Source organism: Streptomyces sp. NPDC102360 (assembly GCF_044766085.1).
Lineage (GTDB): Bacteria > Actinomycetota > Actinomycetes > Streptomycetales > Streptomycetaceae > Streptomyces.
This window is the reverse complement of sequence record NZ_JBIWLG010000001.1, coordinates 2,051,600-2,067,138: the sequence shown is the minus strand read 5'-3', so window position 1 is coordinate 2,067,138 and position 15,539 is coordinate 2,051,600. Positions and strand designations below refer to the sequence as shown.

Genomic DNA, 15,539 nt, shown 5'->3' with positions numbered 1-15,539 from the left:
TAGCGGCAGGGTTCATTGTGTCTGCCATGAGAAGTCTTCCTCTGCTATTCAGGACTCGACCCGTCGCACGTGGTCCCGTCGCCGACGACGGTCGGACACGACGCTCTCCCTTTGCTCAAGGAACACTCATCGCGTGCCTGGCCGTTTCGAATCGGTCAACACTGGTGCGGACAATGCGAGTTGCTATGCTCCAAGGCCATCCCCTCCCCCAAGCCTATTCGGAAGGAATTCCATGCAGGCGAACTACCGAGCCGTCACCTTTTCCGAGTACGGCGGTCCCGAGGTGCTGCGGGTCATGGAACGCCCCCTGCCCACCCCGGGGCCCGGCGAGGTCCGGCTGTCCGTGCGTGCGGCGGGAGTAAATCCGCTCGACTGGAAGATCCGCAGCGGCGCCGCGGCCTCCTTCATGCCCGTCGAGTTCCCCGTGGTGCCGGGCGGCGACGTGGCGGGCGTGGTCGACGCGCTCGGCCCCCAGGTCACCGAACTCGCCATCGGCGACGAGGTGCTCGGCTCGATCGGCTTCGGCGGCTGCGCCGAGGCGGCCGTTGCCGACGCCGCCGCGCTCACCCGCAAGCCCGCCGCGGTGTCGTGGGAAGTGGCCGCGGCCCTTCCGATCGCCGCCAACACCGCCCTGCACGCCCTGGACGAGCTGAAGCTGCGGGAGGGCGAGACGATCGTGATCGACGGGGCCGCGGGCGGAGTCGGCACGGTGGCCGTGCAGTTGGCCAGGGTCCGCGGGGCGCACGTCATCGGCACGGCACGGGAGGCCAATCACGCCTATCTGCGTTCGCTCGGCGCGACCCCGGTGGAGTACGGCGCCGGGCTCGCCGACCGGCTCCGCTCGCTCGCCCCGCAGGGCGTGGACGCGGCGCTGGACGCCTCCGGCCGCGGCTCGCTGCCCGACCTCCTTGAGGTGGCCGGCGGCCCTGGGCGTGTCGTCACCATCGCCGACTTCTCCGCCGCGGAGCATGGCGTACGGATGCTCTCCGCCGACACGGAGGGCGCAGGCCAACGCATTGCCGCCGCCGCGGACTTGGCGGAACGAGGCGCGCTCACGGTGCCGATCGCCGGCACGTACGCACTGGAGGAGGTCGCCCAGGCCCACCGAGTCAGCGAACAGGGTCACGTCCGCGGCAAGCTGATCGTCCTGCCTCAGGGCAGGGCCGACTGACCCGATGCAGGAACTGCGGGCGCATGCCGCATCCCCGGTTGTCCCGCTCCAGCCATGCCGGGCTCTGTCCGGACACCTTGCTCCCCATGGTGAGCAATGAAGATCCACCATCGTGATTCCGGCTGGTCAACGCGGCTGGTGTGGCGGGCCGAAGAGAAGCTCACGCTGGTCGGGCGCGGGAGTCCGATCTCTTGATCATTTGCCGGGTTTCAGCGGCGCATTTCATGGTTCGTCAGGACGAGGAGGGCCCGCAGGAGGCTGGTGGCGCGGGCCGGGCTGGTGCGGAGTTTGGTCAGGATGCGCCAGCACTTGAGGTGGCAGAAGCCGTGCTCGACGGGGGGGCGCGGGCAGCGGAGAGGACCTGGTTGGCCTGCTTGTGGGCGGGGTTCAGCTTGGTGGCGCGGGTGGCCTTGAAACCAGTGATCAGGACCGGGTCGTCGCTGTCGGTGTCCTTGCCGAGACCGATGAAGCCGAGGTCGGCGAGCGCACCGAGGCCGGCGTCCCGCAGGTGGCGGACGATGTCGTCGCGGCGGGCGGCGGTGATGTCGTGGGTGGCGCCGGGGCGGGCCGCCGAGATCCACAGCAGGCGGCCCTTTTCGTCAGTGAGAGCAAGAAAGTGCAGGCCATGGCGCTTATGTTCCCCGGAGTAGTTGCGCCGGTTCATGGCGTCCCGCGCGGCGGACGGCGGGGATCAAAGTGCCGTCGACCAGGACGACTTCGCCACCGCGCCGGGCGACTTTCCGCAGGGCGCGGTCCAGACGGGGCGCCTGGGCGGCCAGCAGAGCCAACAGCTCGTCACGCCAGCGGCGCAGGGTGGTCTCGCTGATCCCGTTGCCGCCGTCGAGGTCGAATATGCGCTGGTCGTGGCGCAGAAGTGCCAGCACGAGGGTCACGATCCTGCGGGCCGGGCGGCTGCGGAAGGGCGACTTGATCTGCCGCAGGTGCCGGGTGAGGAGGCCGGCACAGAATTCGACGGCTTGCCGGGACACCGGCAACAGGCACTGGTAGACAGGGAAGCTGGCGCCCTCGGCACCGTCATAAATCCTGGTGACCGTGATCCCGCCCCGGTGACAACTACCTGCTTCGGCACGGCGCGTCACAGGTACCTCTAGCCTCGTATTTCGCGGGTCGTCGTTTCGGGTCGGGTTCAGGGTTGCAGCCAGCGTGGACGTTCCAGGTCGAAGCCGAGTAGGTCGAGGAGATCGACCTGGCCGACCCGGTGGAGGACGATGGTGGGCGGGTCGGTGGCGGTGCCGATCCGTAGGATCAGACCGCCGAGTTGGTAGAGGATCTGCCGGGCGGTCGGCCGGACACGCTGGCCGTTGGGGTAGATCCCCTGCATTTTCCCGTCGCCGTCCCGGGCGCTCATCCGGGCGGGGGTGAGGCCGCTGATCAGGCCGGTCAGCGCGAGTTCGTGCAGGGCCTGGTCGATGCGGTCCCGGGCGGCGGCGAGGCTGGCCAGGCCGAGTTCGGCGCCGTACGCGGCCGACATCGATCCCTCGATGGCCAGCTCGGCCAAGTGGCGCACCGCGTCGGTGATCAGCCCGGTGACGAAGTCCGTCTTGGCCACGCCGGCGGCGCCCGCCCAGGTGTGCTCGTAAGGCGCCGGTTCGGCCGCACCGGCGCCGGTCTGCCGGGCGCGGTGCTCGGTGATGTACTGCCACGCCCACCGGTAGGACACCGGACACCGCAGGGTGCGTACGGTCAGCTGCTGGTACAGCTCGAACACCTCACGGCGTTGCCCGGGCGGTTTGGCCTGGTCTTCGTCCAGCAGCGGTGGGCGGATGCCGCCATGACCGTGGCGTTCGAGGATCTGGCGCCGGTGTCGGCGTTCCCGGCGGTCCCGGGGCGGCGCTGGGGGCCGGGCCGCGCACCGGGCGATGCGTCCCCGCCCCCCGGCCACTGCCACTGCCACTGCCACGCACGGTGCCGGGCTCCATGCAGCTGACGGCGCTGACACTGGCCGCCCACACCCGCCCCGACGGCGCCGGCCTGCTCAAGATGAACGTCCTGACCCATCTGTGCGGCCAGACGCCCGAGCACCTCCGTGACCTCCGTGACCTCCTCGACCGGCTGACCAGCTCTCAGCTGCCGGCGTCGTGGCGGCAGGCCCGCCCCGAGGACGACGCCGTCCGGCACCTGCCCTGCCCCGGATGAGACCCGCCGCCCCCGCGGCGTGTGACGGTGCACGCACCGATCACTCGATGAGAGGTCAAGAGAGCACTCGACCAGCACAAGAGAGAGGACTCGATGAGCGCAGCGAACATCACCCCCGCGCCCCGCCCCGCCCCGCCCCGAGGCCTGCTTGTCACCGGCCCCGGAAACAGCTCGCCACCGCTGCGGCGCGCCCTGCCACACGCCAGGTCCTGCGGCTGCCGGGAAGACCCGGGCGCGGCCCCTACGGCTGCCGAGGCGGGGCGATGGTGCACGCCCCCGCCCACGATCCGGATCTCGTGCCGAGACCATGCGGTGTGGCAGCTGTCGCACACGGCCTTGAACCAGCCGTATGGGGCATCGTTGCGGCGACGGCGGCGCCCGGGCGCTCCACAGAACTCGCAGATGACGGCCGACTGCGCCTCGGTGTCGGCAACGAGGGCCTGCACCTGGGGCGAGCAGTGTCGGGCACCCCGGTGACCTTGATCCGCAGGGCCCCGAACTTCTCTTTCGGATCGCCGACCCGATACCCCGGATGGTGGGCGCGGAGCTGCTCGTGCAGGTCCGTGAGCAGCCGGTGCCGGCCCGGGCCGACGGTGCGCAGCCGCGCCGGCAGCTGCCGCAGGGGCGGGTCGTGTTCGTCGTGCATCCGTTCATGACGCTCCGGTCGCTTTGTTCGGGGAGATCGCGGCCGGTCGTGCGCAGAGCGGGCCGGCGGGCACCGCCGCGTGCCTGCCCACTTTGGGGCCGCAGGAACAGAGTCTTACGGTGTCCGGGTCCGGCGCCCGCGCCTCTCCTCGCGCAGGGTCAGCCCGTACCGGGTGGCGAGGCCGAGAGCCGTGCCGAAGGCCGCGGCCCACGCTGAGCCTTCGCCATGGAGTCGCGCCCACAGGAAGGCGAGCCAGGGTGCTTCCAGCAGCAGGACCAACCGGCCGTGCGTGCGGCTCCGGCCGGCCGCCGCGGCGCGACGCACCATCCAGATACCGAGGAAGACCGGCCCCAGCGCCACCGCGACGGCGACGAGCAGTCCCCGGAACAGGGCCGCCCCGCTCTCCGTCTCGGTGTCACCCTCCCGGGCGTGGCCTCCGGCAGGCCCGGGACAAAGGGCCGCAGCCGCGCCCACCGTGCCGACCGCTCCGACCGCTCCGGCAGCGGCGACCGCTTGGGGCCGCACGTGGGCGGGTCCTGCGGCGCCTGCGCGTAGCGGCAGCCGTAGCGTTCCGCGGGCCCGAGCCGGTGATTGACCGTGAAGGCGTTTCCGTGCGCGTCGAAGCGCGTGGTCTCGTAGATTGCGCCGTTCACGTCGTTGTAGCGCTCCCGGCGATACGTACCGGGGTGGAACTCCTGATGGGGCTCCACCCCCTACCGTTCCTGATCCATACCGTCCCCCCGGACCGTCACGCCTGCCGTCTTCAGACGTGCTGGGACGATGCACGATTGTTCGCTTCTGCAGCCCGATGATGCGGGTGACTCCGACGGTCCCGGCACCGGGGGCACGGCATCGCCTGCCCGGGGCGTCAGCCGGGCAACGGCCTTTCGGCCTGGGCTGATTCAGGACGTGACACTGCGCGGCGCGCTGGTCCACTGCGGCCGGCCGGTACACATTCGCGGCACCCGCTGCACCGACCGGCGGGTGCCGGCATCCGGCGGACCACGTCCCGGTCCCGAAGCCCGCCTGCCTGGACCACGGGCCGCGTCCGCGCACCGTGACGTCTGCGGCTCGGGGCCGCCGGAGCTCCGGAAGAGACGCGGATGGCACGAAGGCCGCCCGGAGGTTCCCGGGCGGCCTTCGAATGATCTGAACCCCGGGCGTGTGGCCTGCCTGTTTCTGGGCTGCCAGGGACGAATCCGGGGTCTTCGCCGCCAGCGTACGTCTGCGGTGACAGCGGTCGGGCCTGGTGTCAGGTGTTTTCCGCAGCTCTGGCGGTCCTCGGTGTGGGCTCCGGGCAGCACCTGCCGCGTCCTGAGCGCGCACACGTCCCTGCCCGGAGCCCGACAGCCCGATCGGGGACCTGCGCACCCTACCTACGCCGGTACCGGACCACCGCGCCACCGCCCACCGCCCACCGCCTGCCGCCTGCCGCCTGTCACGACCACAGCGCGTTGAGCGCCGCCCCGGGGCATGAGAGGTACGTTGCGCTCCCGCGCCGGCGGGTCAGAGTTCTGCCGGGGCGGCCTTCTCCTTCATGAGCTGCGCCAGCAGTGCGTAGTACCGGCCGGGGCGGTTTTCGAAGTCCGCCCGCGCGGACAGCCCGAGGCCCTGGTCGTCAGGTGCGCGCAGCAGGTCGACGGAGGTCTGGGCGAAACGGGCGGGAAGCCCTTCCCGTTCGGCGCGGGCCATCACGGAGCGCAGCCGGTCGACGGCGTCGCGGGCGCTGTCGCGTTGTTCGCGTCCGGCGCGCAGCATGCTGCGGTAGCCGGATGCCGCCTGGGCGTCGGCGAGGGTGCCCTCGAGCTCACCGGCGAGCTGCTGGGCCGTGCGCGCGGTCCGGCGGGCGTCGGGCCCGGCGTCCACCAGGACGTGCAGCGCGACGAGCAGGGCGGTGGTGCGCGGTTCGGTGGTGTCGGGGTCGATGCGGGCCGGTACGGCGGCCCGGGCGGCGTCGGCACGGCGGCGGGCGGCGGTGTGCAGGCGTGCGGCCTCCTCATGCCCGACGCCCATGAGGCGCAGCCCCGGCACCCCGGCATCGAGCACCTCGCGGGCCGTGCCGGCACCGGCCGCCTCCGCCAGCCGCACCGCCCGGCGATCCGCCCCTTCCGCGGCCAGCCGACGGGCGGGGAGCGCGCCCAGTTCCGCATCGATGCGCGCGGTACGCAGCGCGTGCCACGCCGCGCGGGCCGCCTCACAGGCCTGCGCGTGGTCGTGGGCGACCCGGCGGGCCGCCTCGTGCAGGGTGCGGGCCCGCGCCACGGTCCGCGGCCGGGCACGTGTCAGGGCCGTCGCGGCGCGGGTGTTCCCCCCGACCAGGCCGACGGCGATCAGGGCCAGCCCGGCCAGGACCAGCGCGTCCGACAAGGCGTAGGGCTCGCTGTCATCGAGGGAGGGCTCCAGGTCGCCCCTGTGCCGGCCCTCGGTGAACATGAACCCGGTTTCCCAGCCGTTCTCCGCACCCAGGATGGAGTGCGACGGCTTGAGCAGGTCGCCCCGGCCCGGATCGCAGCGGTAGGCGCTCTCACGCCGGCGGTCCCCGTCTTGATAGGGGTCCTTCCAGCGGACCGTGCACCGGCCGTCGGGCTTCTCGCTGATCACGGTGAGGTCGATCTGCCGTGTGGCCGGATACGACGCGTACAGGTACGCCGCCCAGCCGAACAACACCACACCAAGCGTCAGCACCCACCGGAACAACGGTCTGTGCCGCATGAATCCCCCCTCGTCCTCGGATGCCGCCACCCGCCGGGCGAGGGGTGCGGTGCAGTTCTCGTCCATATCCATATCCGGCTGCGTCCGGTTCGTGCCGGCGCAGACAGGCCGGCCTGCGGAGCCGGGTGAACGGCAGGGCCACCTGATGCACCTGATGGGCCGTCATGTTCTGCGGCAGCAGGTCTGCCAGGGACCAGCAGGCCTCCCCCGGCGTGCGGGTGTCGCGCTGTGCCACGAGCCCCACCCCCGTGCCCGTCGGCCGAGCACCGGCGGGCACGGTCATCATTTCACCCGGCGGCGGGGCGTGGCCGGCACTTCGAAGGCCTGCGGGAGGGCTGGTCCGCGATGACGAGTGATGAGCGGGACTCGACGAAGGGGGGACTTCCGTGCCGCGCAGGGTGAGCGAAGCCGACGCTGTCGAAGCCCTGCTCAGCCGCGGAGCGCGGCCTGCCGAGCCCTCCCCCCGGCACGCAACTGCCCTGGAGAGGCCGCTGCTTGACGTGCGGCGAGGTGAGCGCGCCGCGCTACACCGACGTCGTCAACCAAGGGGACCGGGTGCTGCAGCAAGACCTGCCGGTCCCGCACGATCGCCGCCAAGCCCGTCAGGGACGGGGCCAAGGCCACTGCCGTCATGCTCGCGTGGGGGTGGGAACCGCTCGCGGACCATCCCGGGGGCGGGCCGGGCATGGCCGTCCGGCCGTCCGGCCGTCCCGGTGCGTGCACTGCGGTGCTCTCAAGCCGAAGACGCTGGCGCACGTCCCAAAGGGCCGCGGTGGCTGCACCAACTGCGCCGGACGCGACCTCACCGGCGAGCGTGCGCGCAAGCTGACGGCCGAGGCGGATCCGGAGCCCCTGGCCGGCGGCCCTCCGGGGTCGCTGCGCCCGTGGCTGTCGCACGCTCTGCGCTGTCATCACATGGGCATGCCGGCGTACGCGAAGGTCCCCGTCCGCGGTCACCGGTGCGGGTCTTGCCGCTCACACAAGACCGCAGACGCGTTGCGGCTCCAGGGCGAGGAGGCTCTCGCCGGCATGCCGGCGAAGACACCGCTCGAGCCGCTTGAGCCGCTTGAGCCGCTTGAGCCGCTTGAGCCGCTCGTGGTCTCCCCGGGCAGTACGGAGCTGCCCTGGAAGGCGCGCGGTGCGCGCGGTGCGCGCTGCGAGACGGTTCTCGACCCGGGGCCGACGCTCGCACAGACCGACCAGGAACAGGGCGGGGAACAGCAGCACCAGGCTGCCTGCGGCGCAGGCTGCCAGGGCGGTGGTCACGGCTGAACCTGGCTACAGCGGCAAGCAGCAGTCAGCCGGGCCGCTGCACGGTGCCACCGACGGCCGCCGGAAGCCGGCCCTGCGGTGATGTGTCCGGCCGAGATCATCGCGATCAGTACGGCGCTGTCCGCCGCGTTCGCCAGTGACCTGCGGCGGCCGGTACGGCGAGCATGCCGGACGAGAGCCCGGTTCCTGCCGCGATCAACAGCACGACGGCCAGAGCAGGATTCCGGCGGACGCGGTCATGCCGGACGGACGTCCGCGCAGGCCTCCGGTTCCGGGAAGCCCGCGTCGTGGCGAAGAACACCCCCGCCCCCCGGCCAGGACGCCGCCCGTCACCACGGATGCGCCCGGCCCCTCCATGACGAGCAGCAGCAACGTGGCCAGGGGCCCGCTCAGGAGCGCGAGCGGGAAGAGCACCGCTGGCATCGCGTACCCGGCCGTACGCGCCTCGGCCTCTCGCAGCAGTTCGGCCGGCGGCACTCGCATGCTGGCAGCGGTCGCCGGGATGCAGGATCCCGGCCCTGCGCACACCGCGGCGCAGGCCCCGTTCCCGTTCGCGGCAGGCGCGGCCGTCACCAGCAGCACGGACCAGACCGTGCAGGCCGCTCCCCGCCGGCGCAAGGATCCCTGGCCGGCCGTAGCGGTCGATGAGCCGGCCCTGCACCGTCCATTCCGGCGGCGTCGCCCAGGCCGAACGCTGCCGCGGCCAGGCCGCCGGCAGCAAGCGAGCCGGTCAACCGGTGCACGTACAGCAACAAGCCCAGACCCAGCATGCCGAGGGGGAGCGCGCCGAGCACCACGGCAAGAAGCGGGACACGAAGGCCAGGAGTTCTCAGAACGGTGAGGCAGCCCTGCATGGGGACATGCCTTCCAGCACGCCCACCCACCCGGGAGCCGGACTCCCAACGCCCCACCATCGCCTCACGACGGCATGGCTGACACACCCGGACTCCAGGGCCGTTGCCCGAGCGAACCCACTGGTGCACGAGGACCGACGGAGCACGGTGCCAGTACGCGAGGGCCGTAACAGCGGCCCCCCTGAAGCCGCACAGCCCTCCTCCGGCCGTGGGGTTCTCGCGGCGCCCCGGCCGTGTCATCGACGCGCACCCCGCGCCGCCCGGTTTCAATGACCCTGCCAAGCCACTGACCTGCGACGAACGGGCCCCTCACCACTCCCCCGCCCCGGGGGCCGGAGACGTGGGAAGCGGCCCGAGACAGGAGAACTCCATGCGTATCCGCACCCTGTTCGTGTCCACCCTGCTGGCAGCCTGCACCGTGCTGGGCACCGCCGGCCTGGCGGGAGCCGACGACGGCCCCCAAGAACTGACGCCCAGAGAACAGGCCGGCCTGGAAGCAGCGACATCGATCGTCCAAGCGCTGTTCGGCACAGGCGCACCAAGCGCCGGATAGCACCACGAGGAGCCCCGCACCGTCACGCTCCCCTCGACACCGCGCAGGAGGGGTGGGCTCGTTGCCGGATCCTGAACGTGCGGCTGCCGTGGCCGGCCCGGTCAGGCCGGCAACCGGCCGCCCGGGACCGCCTTCCCCCAAGGTGCCTTGCAGGCAGCCGCACCGCACGGTCCTGTTCCTGTGTCGTGCAGTGCGCCCTGAGATCCTGCAGCGCTCCTTGGCCCGCTATGGCCCCATCCGGGTCTCATCCGTGAGCGGCAAGAAATGATCACCGTGCTGCCACACCCCTGGAATACGGCGGACCGTAGACGGCGGGGGGCAGGAGCAGGGCCGACAGAGCTCCTTCCAGCCGCCGCGGGGCAGGAACGGCGTCGAGGACCTGCCGTTCCCCGACACCGTCCCCGGCACTGACGAGGAAGGCCAGATCCGGATGGGCATCCTTGCGGCAGCCGGCCACCGGGACCACCTCGATCTCACCGGCCCCGCCCATCGCGGAGCGCACCGGGACCGCCCATCGCGGAGCTCACCGGCCCCGCCCATCGCGGAGCGCACGGGCTGCATCGGGGAGGCCAGGCTGTCGCGGCCGAGTGGGCCGGGCGGTGATGCGGAGGTCTGCGGGCCGTCGACGCCGGAGGACTCGACGACGCTGACGAACATGCCGAGCTCGCCGCCGTCACCGTCACCGTCACCGTCACCGTCACCGTCGCCGAAGTCGGCCCCCTGTCGCGGCGGCCTCGCCCTGATGGCACCGGGCAACTGCTTCACCGGAATCTCATCACCGAACGAGCCACCCCCCACGCCCCAATGGACGGGTCTTCGCCGTCATCGACGACGGGGCCGCACCAGCACGCCGGCGAGACGGGCCACGGTCTACCCGATGCCCCACGGGCGTTCCCCTTGACCCAGGCAAGCCGCCCGCGAGCAGACACCACAGACCACCTCTCCGCGAAACCGCAGGACCGGTACGCATCAGCGGGAACTGCCCGGGGCCTGCCCCGGACGGGCTCGGGGCAGGCCCCGGACCGGGGGGGGCCGGCGGGTCCGGGGCAGGTCCGGGCGGGTCCGGGGCAGGTCCGGGCCGGACAGGTCCGGGCCGGGCAGGTCCGGGCAGGTCCGGGCCGGGCAGGTCCGGGGCAGGTCCGGGCCGGGCAGGTCCGGGCAGGTCCGGGCCGGGCAGGTCCGGGCAGGTCCGGGCTGTCGAAAGTGGTGATCAGTGCATGGCATGCTGCTCACCGGCCCGCCGCGGCGCCGCCCGGTGCCGCCCGCGCCCCGCCCCCTGATCAGTTTCTGCCTAGGTGAACACCACACATGAGAGAAAAAGTCACTTTTCCGAGCGTCGTCGGCCCCGAACTGGCCGGAGTGATCGACCTCCCCGAGGGCGAGATCCGCGGCTGGGGACTCTTCGCACACGGCTTCACCCTCGGCAAGGACTCCCCTGCTGCCTCCCGCGTCTGCAAGCAGCTGGCCCGCGAGGGAGTCGGCATGCTGCGCTTCGACAACCTCGGCATCGGCGACTCCGACGGCGACTGGGGCGACGGCTCCTTCACCGTCAAGGTCAGAGACACGCTCCGCGCCGCCGCCTACATGGCCGAACGAGGCACTCCTGTGGACCTCCTGGTCGGACACTCCTGGGGCGGCGCCGCCGCCCTCGCCGCCGCCCGCGAAATCCCCGGCCTGCGCGCGCTGGCCACCATCGCCGCACCCGTCGACCCCAGCCACGTCGAGCGGCAGTACGACTCCGTCCTGGACCGGGTACTCCACGAGGGCTCCCACGAATGGTTCGTCGGCGGACGCACCCTCGTCCTCAAACGCGCCTTCGTCGAAGACGTCCGCAAAGCCCACCTGCGCGAGACGATCGGCGAACTGGACCTGCCGCTGCTGGTCACGCACTCCCCCACCGATACCACCGTCGACATCGACAACGCCGCCGAAATCTTCCAGGAAGCCCGCCACCCCCGCAGCTTCATCTCCCTCGAAGGCGCCGACCACCTCCTCACCACACGCGGCCAGGCCCAGCGCGCCGCCCACATCATCAGCGCCTGGGCCGACCAGTACCTCGACGAACCACACCCCTGACCACCCACCGACAGCACAGGGACCGCCGCCCCGACCCCCGTCAAGGGAACCTCGAGGACAAACCGAAGATCCACCCGCACCGCGCAAGAGCGCTCACCCGGACAGGAACACCAACACCCAAACAGGGCCCACACCCTGCACCCACCCACGAGACCACACCCGCCCGGCCAGCCACACCCGCCCGGCCGGCCACACCCGCCGGGCCGGCGGGGGCGGCCGGACGGGGGCCACGGCCAGGCCGTACGTGCGCTGCCCGTCACCCCACCACACCCACCAGGGCCACTTCACCGGCATGCTCAGACCCACCAACACCCCGGCACAAGCCGAAGTTGTCCGCGTGAATGCGGCTGATCTGCGTCTTCAGCTCCGCGTCGCGAACCGACCGTGGGCTGGGGGTCCGGTTCTTGGCGGCGTAGTAGGTGCTCGTTGCGATCTTCAGCCCGTGGCTGGTCAGGACCCGGCAGATCGGCTCGACTCCGCACACCTGACGGTGTGCGTCGATGAACGCCACGAGCGTTTCGACGGCCGGTCGAGCTCGGCCGCGAAGAAAGCCGACGCCGCCTTCAAGATCTCATTCGCCCGCCGCAGTTCGGCGTTCCCGGCCCGCAGCCGCTTGATCTCCGCGGCGTCCTCGGAGGTGACGCCGGGCCGTCGGCCGGCGTCGACTTCAGTCTTGCGGACCCAGGTCCGCACCGTCTCGGCCGCGCCGATACCCAGCTTGGCGGCGACCGCCTTCATCGCGGCCCACTCGGTTGGGCAGTCGGGACGGATCTCCGCGACCATGCGCACCGCGCGCTCACGAAGCTCCGGCGGATAGGCGGATAGGGGGACGGACGTGCCATGACTCGATCCTCTCAGGGAATCGAGCCTCCATCAGACCCGGAGCGGCTCAGATCGTGACGCTGGACTGTGTGGACACTGAAGCGCAGGCAAGATTCCGGCTCGCTGCTCTGGCTCCGCTGAAATACCGGCGCGGCCCTCACGGACCGCCCTACCTGGGCCTGGTCGGTCCCGCACCGGCGCCGACACTTCTCCTGCAGCACGTCCCCGAATCGAAACGGGGCAAGAACCGGATGCATCTCGACCTCGACCTGGGCGCCGAAGACCTGGATACCGAGGTCGATCGCCTCCAACGGCCCGGCGCCCAGAGGCTCTCTGCCGAACACAGCGAACACGGATTTCGCTGGGTCGTCGTTGCCGATCCGCAAGACAACGAGTTCTGCGTATTCGCTCCCCCAACCCGTACCGACACAGTGGAGCAGATGGCCGTGCCAGGCCAGTGCCACATCGGCTGAGAGGTTGCCCCGTGTGGTGTCGCGAGCTTCGTGCCACAGGCCAGGGCGGCCACCATGGCCTACACCCCGGCTCTGCGAGTCGTTGCGGACCACGTCTGGAATCTTGAGATGAGACGAGCAACCCCTGGCAGGTTCGTGCCATGTGATTCTGCGGGCCGTGCCAGGGCGCAGGCGAGTAGGGTCCTCGCGCATGAACGACGCGACCGAACCGCTTCGCCGCAAGCCCTCGCGCCCCAAGCCCCAAGCCGCTGGCCGCTGGCCGCTGGCCGCTGGCCGCTGGCCGAAGAAGTACGCCACGCACTGGCCGGCATCGGCCTTCCGGGATCGGACACCAGCGAACGCGACCGCGCCCATGGCGTCGTCATCACCGACGCGCAGGACGGCGCCGTGTTCGTGGAGTGGTGCACCTCCCGCACCCTGCGCGAGACGGCAGCCACCGAGCAGCGCGAGCCCATCGCCCAGGGCCCGCAGACCTCCTGCACCGCGACGGCCGCCGCACCATGCACCAGGCCATCGCCGCAGTGCTGCGCGGATACGGGCACCCTCAAGACCGACGTACACGCAGACCAGGAAGTACGGGTCAAACGCCTTCCTGTACCCCCCCCCGCGCCCGAGCCCGCCCCGGCGGACCCGCCACTCAGCCTGGGCGAGGTGCTTTCCGGGGCACCCTCGCCGAAGCGCGGATTCCTCACGGACCAGGACGAGAGCGACAGCCAGTAGACCAGCGCCCGGCCGGACACGGCACGCCGGCATGCACCGCCGGCTGCTGCCAGGTGGCCACGCAGCACGGCTGCAGCGCAATGTGCGGTTGCCCTGAAGGAGAAGCGGCACACGGTATCGAGCCGCCCCAGGGGCGGGATGTCGGGCCACGTCCGCTCGACATCGCGTGCCCTCACCGGCGCGGTCCAGCAGCCCCTGCCGGTGCGCTCTCTCGGACACCGATGAGCGGGTCGTTTCGGGTGGCGTGCCAAAGGGAGGGGCCGGCCCGAACGGGCCGGCCCCTTCCGATCACCTCGAGTTGCCCCGGGTGCCTACAGCGACGGCAGCGTCGCCGCCGGGTCCACGCCCGGCAGCGTCGGCAGCTTGGGCAGACCCTTCAGGTCGGGCGCCGGCAGGTCGCCGCCGAGCACGATCGCGACCACCACGTTGACCGTCCCGGTCAACGTCGCCTGCAGGGCGGCGGCGGTCGCCTTCGCGTCCCCGGCGGCGGAGGCCTTCACGAGGGCGTCCACCTTGGCCTGCAGGTCCGCCGCGGCCTTGGCGACGAGCTCGGGGCCGGGGGCCTGCGCGCGGGCACCCGGTGTACCCGCCTTGCCGGTCGCGGCCTTCGCCTCGGCGGTCAGGCCGTCCAGCGCCTTCTTGACGCCGGCCGCGTGCTTGGTGGCCTCGTCCTTGGAGAGCTTGCCGTCGGGGGCCTTGAGCACACCGGCGACCAGGTCGGTCACGGGCTGCAGTACGGCACCCGCGCCGGCCAGAGCCGTGTTCTGCTTGGCCAGCGCGTCGGCGCCCGGGACCGGGGCGGCGGATGCACTGTGGGCCGGCGAGTCCGTGACAGCAGAGAAGGCCGGGCCGGCCGGGCCGGCCACACCAAGGGCAAGAGCACCGCACAGCGTGGTGGAAGCAACGAGGCCAGCTTTCCGGGAAATACGCATGATCTACCTTCGTGGTTGACGAGTACTGCTCCCCAGCCACCGTGCGAGGAGCACACACAGCACGCAATCGGGACAACACGTTCGGCTGCACCCAGCCGGCCCACCAAAAGACCCCCGACCTCATACTTCCCCGGGACTCCCGGGCGTGTCACAGATACATCCGAACGAGGGGCGAGGCGTCCCCCTTGGCCCTCACTAGAGATCTTTGACGGCTGGGGTTACGACGGTTGGAGGTCGAGCCCGGCCCTAGGGCCTGTTGTGAAAGTGCTGGTCATAACCACTCGTTGATGGCTGAGACCAGCACGGTCGCTTCGTAACGAACGGCGAGTTTGTCGTAGCGAGTCGCGACGGCGCGGTGCCTTTTGAGGCGGTTGATGCCGCACTCCACGGCGTGCCGTTCGCGGTAGTCGGTCTTGTCGAACTTCGGCGGCCGCCCGCCACGGGAGCCGTGGGCCAGGCGGTGCCTGATCTGGTCCCTCTTCTCCGGGATGGTGCAGCGGATGCCGCGTCGGTAGAGGTAGGCGCGGTTCTTTCGGGAGCCGTACGCCTTGTCCGCCCGTACTCTGCCCGGGCGCTTGCGAGGCCGGCCCCTCCCAGGCGCGGGACGCGGATGGCCTCCAGGACCGGTTCGAACTGCGGGGAATCCCCACGCTGCCCGGGGGTGATCACGACGGACATGGGCTTCTGCCCCTGCTCGACCCCGAGGTGGAGTTTGGTGCTCAGGCCGCCCCGCGAGCGTCCGAGACCGTGGTCGTCCGGCTCGGTGCCGATGCCGCCGGGTGGCTCCTTTTGGAGATCCCCCTTTTCGCGGCCCGGCCGCGTGCTGATGGGCCCGGCAGACGGTGGAGTCGACGTTGATGTCCCAGGCGATCAGGTCCTTCGAGTCGGCCCGGGCCTGCAGCTGGGTGAAGATGCGCTGCCAGGTGCCGTCCCGCTGCCAGCGTCGGAACAGGTCGTAGACCCGGTCCCAGGGGCCGCACCGGGCGGGGACATCGCGCCACGGTGTCCCCGCCCGGGTCCGCCACCGAATGCCGTTGATCAGCTGCCGCCGCGTCCATATCGGCGGGCGCCCCGCCTTCTTACCCCTGGGTAACAGCGGCTCCAAGCGGGCCCACTGTTCGTCCGTCAGATCTCCACGTGCCACGACACAT

The 15,539-nt window shown here is 71.6% G+C and carries 15 protein-coding genes and 1 pseudogene; 6 read left to right on the top strand and 10 right to left on the bottom strand.

What is annotated here, in order from left to right:
- Nucleotides 1–232 precede the first annotated feature (232 nt).
- Nucleotides 233–1,171, top strand: coding sequence for an NADP-dependent oxidoreductase (locus ACIRHA_RS09585; protein ID WP_403842006.1), 939 nt, complete (start codon nt 233–235; stop codon nt 1,169–1,171).
- 292 nt (nt 1,172–1,463) lie between these two features.
- Here ACIRHA_RS09585 and ACIRHA_RS09580 read toward each other — a convergent pair whose 3' ends face one another.
- From ACIRHA_RS09580 to ACIRHA_RS09570, 3 genes are read right to left on the bottom strand one after another with little or no spacing between them, the layout of a single operon-like run.
- A complete protein-coding gene (locus ACIRHA_RS09580; protein WP_403842003.1) occupies nt 1,464–1,835 on the bottom strand; it encodes a transposase family protein in 372 nt (123 codons plus the stop codon).
- A complete protein-coding gene (locus tag ACIRHA_RS09575) occupies nt 1,804–2,271 on the bottom strand; it encodes a hypothetical protein (protein WP_403842000.1) in 468 nt (155 codons plus the stop codon). The genes ACIRHA_RS09580 and ACIRHA_RS09575 overlap by 32 nt, the downstream gene beginning before the upstream one ends.
- Before the next feature lie 47 nt (nt 2,272–2,318).
- The gene (locus tag ACIRHA_RS09570) at nt 2,319–2,900 is read right to left on the bottom strand and encodes a hypothetical protein (protein ID WP_403842234.1); all 582 of its coding nucleotides are present in this window, start codon (nt 2,898–2,900) and stop codon (nt 2,319–2,321) included.
- A gap of 209 nt (nt 2,901–3,109) precedes the next feature.
- On the opposite strand from ACIRHA_RS09570, the gene ACIRHA_RS09565 reads away from it, so the two are divergent.
- Nucleotides 3,110–3,328: a hypothetical protein gene (locus ACIRHA_RS09565; RefSeq protein ID WP_403841998.1), complete on the top strand. Its 219-nt coding sequence runs from the start codon at nt 3,110–3,112 to the stop codon at nt 3,326–3,328.
- A gap of 760 nt (nt 3,329–4,088) precedes the next feature.
- Here the strand turns inward: ACIRHA_RS09565 and ACIRHA_RS09560 are convergent.
- The 4 genes from ACIRHA_RS09560 to ACIRHA_RS09545 form a co-directional block, all read right to left on the bottom strand.
- Nucleotides 4,089–4,499 carry a hypothetical protein gene (locus ACIRHA_RS09560; RefSeq protein ID WP_403841996.1) on the bottom strand — a complete coding sequence of 137 codons (411 nt, stop codon included), beginning with the start codon at nt 4,497–4,499 and terminating at the stop codon, nt 4,089–4,091.
- A gap of 981 nt (nt 4,500–5,480) precedes the next feature.
- On the bottom strand, nt 5,481–6,686 hold the full coding sequence (locus tag ACIRHA_RS09555) for a hypothetical protein (protein ID WP_403841994.1): 1,206 nt from the start codon (nt 6,684–6,686) through the stop codon (nt 5,481–5,483).
- Between the two features lie 975 nt (nt 6,687–7,661).
- Entirely contained in the window at nt 7,662–7,952 is a 291-nt protein-coding gene (locus ACIRHA_RS09550) for a hypothetical protein (protein ID WP_403841992.1), read from the bottom strand.
- A gap of 201 nt (nt 7,953–8,153) precedes the next feature.
- Complete coding sequence (locus tag ACIRHA_RS09545) at nt 8,154–8,441, bottom strand: hypothetical protein (protein WP_403841990.1); 288 nt, start codon at nt 8,439–8,441, stop codon at nt 8,154–8,156.
- A 741-nt stretch (nt 8,442–9,182) separates the two neighbouring features.
- Between ACIRHA_RS09545 and ACIRHA_RS09540 the strand changes: the two genes are divergently transcribed.
- Together ACIRHA_RS09540 and ACIRHA_RS09535 are read left to right on the top strand one after the other, a co-directional pair.
- Nucleotides 9,183–9,365 carry a hypothetical protein gene (locus ACIRHA_RS09540; protein WP_403841987.1) on the top strand — a complete coding sequence of 61 codons (183 nt, stop codon included), beginning with the start codon at nt 9,183–9,185 and terminating at the stop codon, nt 9,363–9,365.
- 1,308 nt (nt 9,366–10,673) lie between these two features.
- Nucleotides 10,674–11,441, top strand: a complete 768-nt coding sequence (locus ACIRHA_RS09535; RefSeq protein ID WP_403841985.1) for an alpha/beta hydrolase family protein — start codon at nt 10,674–10,676, stop codon at nt 11,439–11,441.
- Nucleotides 11,442–11,769: 328 nt separating this feature from the next.
- On the opposite strand, the pseudogene ACIRHA_RS09530 reads toward ACIRHA_RS09535, so the two are convergent.
- A pseudogene (locus ACIRHA_RS09530) lies at nt 11,770–12,224 on the bottom strand (IS3 family transposase); the annotation flags it as partial.
- 113 nt (nt 12,225–12,337) lie between these two features.
- On the opposite strand from ACIRHA_RS09530, the gene ACIRHA_RS09525 reads away from it, so the two are divergent.
- Both ACIRHA_RS09525 and ACIRHA_RS09520 read left to right on the top strand, forming a co-directional pair.
- Nucleotides 12,338–12,736 carry a VOC family protein gene (locus ACIRHA_RS09525; protein ID WP_403841983.1) on the top strand — a complete coding sequence of 133 codons (399 nt, stop codon included), beginning with the start codon at nt 12,338–12,340 and terminating at the stop codon, nt 12,734–12,736.
- 135 nt (nt 12,737–12,871) lie between these two features.
- Entirely contained in the window at nt 12,872–13,456 is a 585-nt protein-coding gene (locus ACIRHA_RS09520) for a hypothetical protein (RefSeq protein ID WP_403841980.1), read from the top strand.
- 311 nt (nt 13,457–13,767) lie between these two features.
- On the opposite strand, the gene ACIRHA_RS09515 is transcribed toward ACIRHA_RS09520, so the two are convergent.
- Both ACIRHA_RS09515 and ACIRHA_RS09510 read right to left on the bottom strand, forming a co-directional pair.
- On the bottom strand, nt 13,768–14,388 hold the full coding sequence (locus ACIRHA_RS09515; protein ID WP_403841977.1) for a hypothetical protein: 621 nt from the start codon (nt 14,386–14,388) through the stop codon (nt 13,768–13,770).
- A gap of 271 nt (nt 14,389–14,659) precedes the next feature.
- The gene (locus ACIRHA_RS09510) at nt 14,660–15,532 is read right to left on the bottom strand and encodes an IS5 family transposase (protein WP_403841973.1); all 873 of its coding nucleotides are present in this window, start codon (nt 15,530–15,532) and stop codon (nt 14,660–14,662) included.
- Nucleotides 15,533–15,539: the final 7 nt, after the last annotated feature.

Coding starts and splice junctions, on each gene's coding strand:
- ACIRHA_RS09585 (WP_403842006.1), top strand. CDS start 233: ATGCAGGCGAACTACCGAGCCGTCACCTTTTCCGAGTACGGCGGTCCC.
- ACIRHA_RS09580 (WP_403842003.1), bottom strand. CDS start 1,835: ATGAACCGGCGCAACTACTCCGGGGAACATAAGCGCCATGGCCTGCAC.
- ACIRHA_RS09565 (WP_403841998.1), top strand. CDS start 3,110: ATGCAGCTGACGGCGCTGACACTGGCCGCCCACACCCGCCCCGACGGC.
- ACIRHA_RS09555 (WP_403841994.1), bottom strand. CDS start 6,686: ATGCGGCACAGACCGTTGTTCCGGTGGGTGCTGACGCTTGGTGTGGTG.
- ACIRHA_RS09545 (WP_403841990.1), bottom strand. CDS start 8,441: ATGCGAGTGCCGCCGGCCGAACTGCTGCGAGAGGCCGAGGCGCGTACG.
- ACIRHA_RS09540 (WP_403841987.1), top strand. CDS start 9,183: ATGCGTATCCGCACCCTGTTCGTGTCCACCCTGCTGGCAGCCTGCACC.
- ACIRHA_RS09535 (WP_403841985.1), top strand. CDS start 10,674: ATGAGAGAAAAAGTCACTTTTCCGAGCGTCGTCGGCCCCGAACTGGCC.
- ACIRHA_RS09515 (WP_403841977.1), bottom strand. CDS start 14,388: ATGCGTATTTCCCGGAAAGCTGGCCTCGTTGCTTCCACCACGCTGTGC.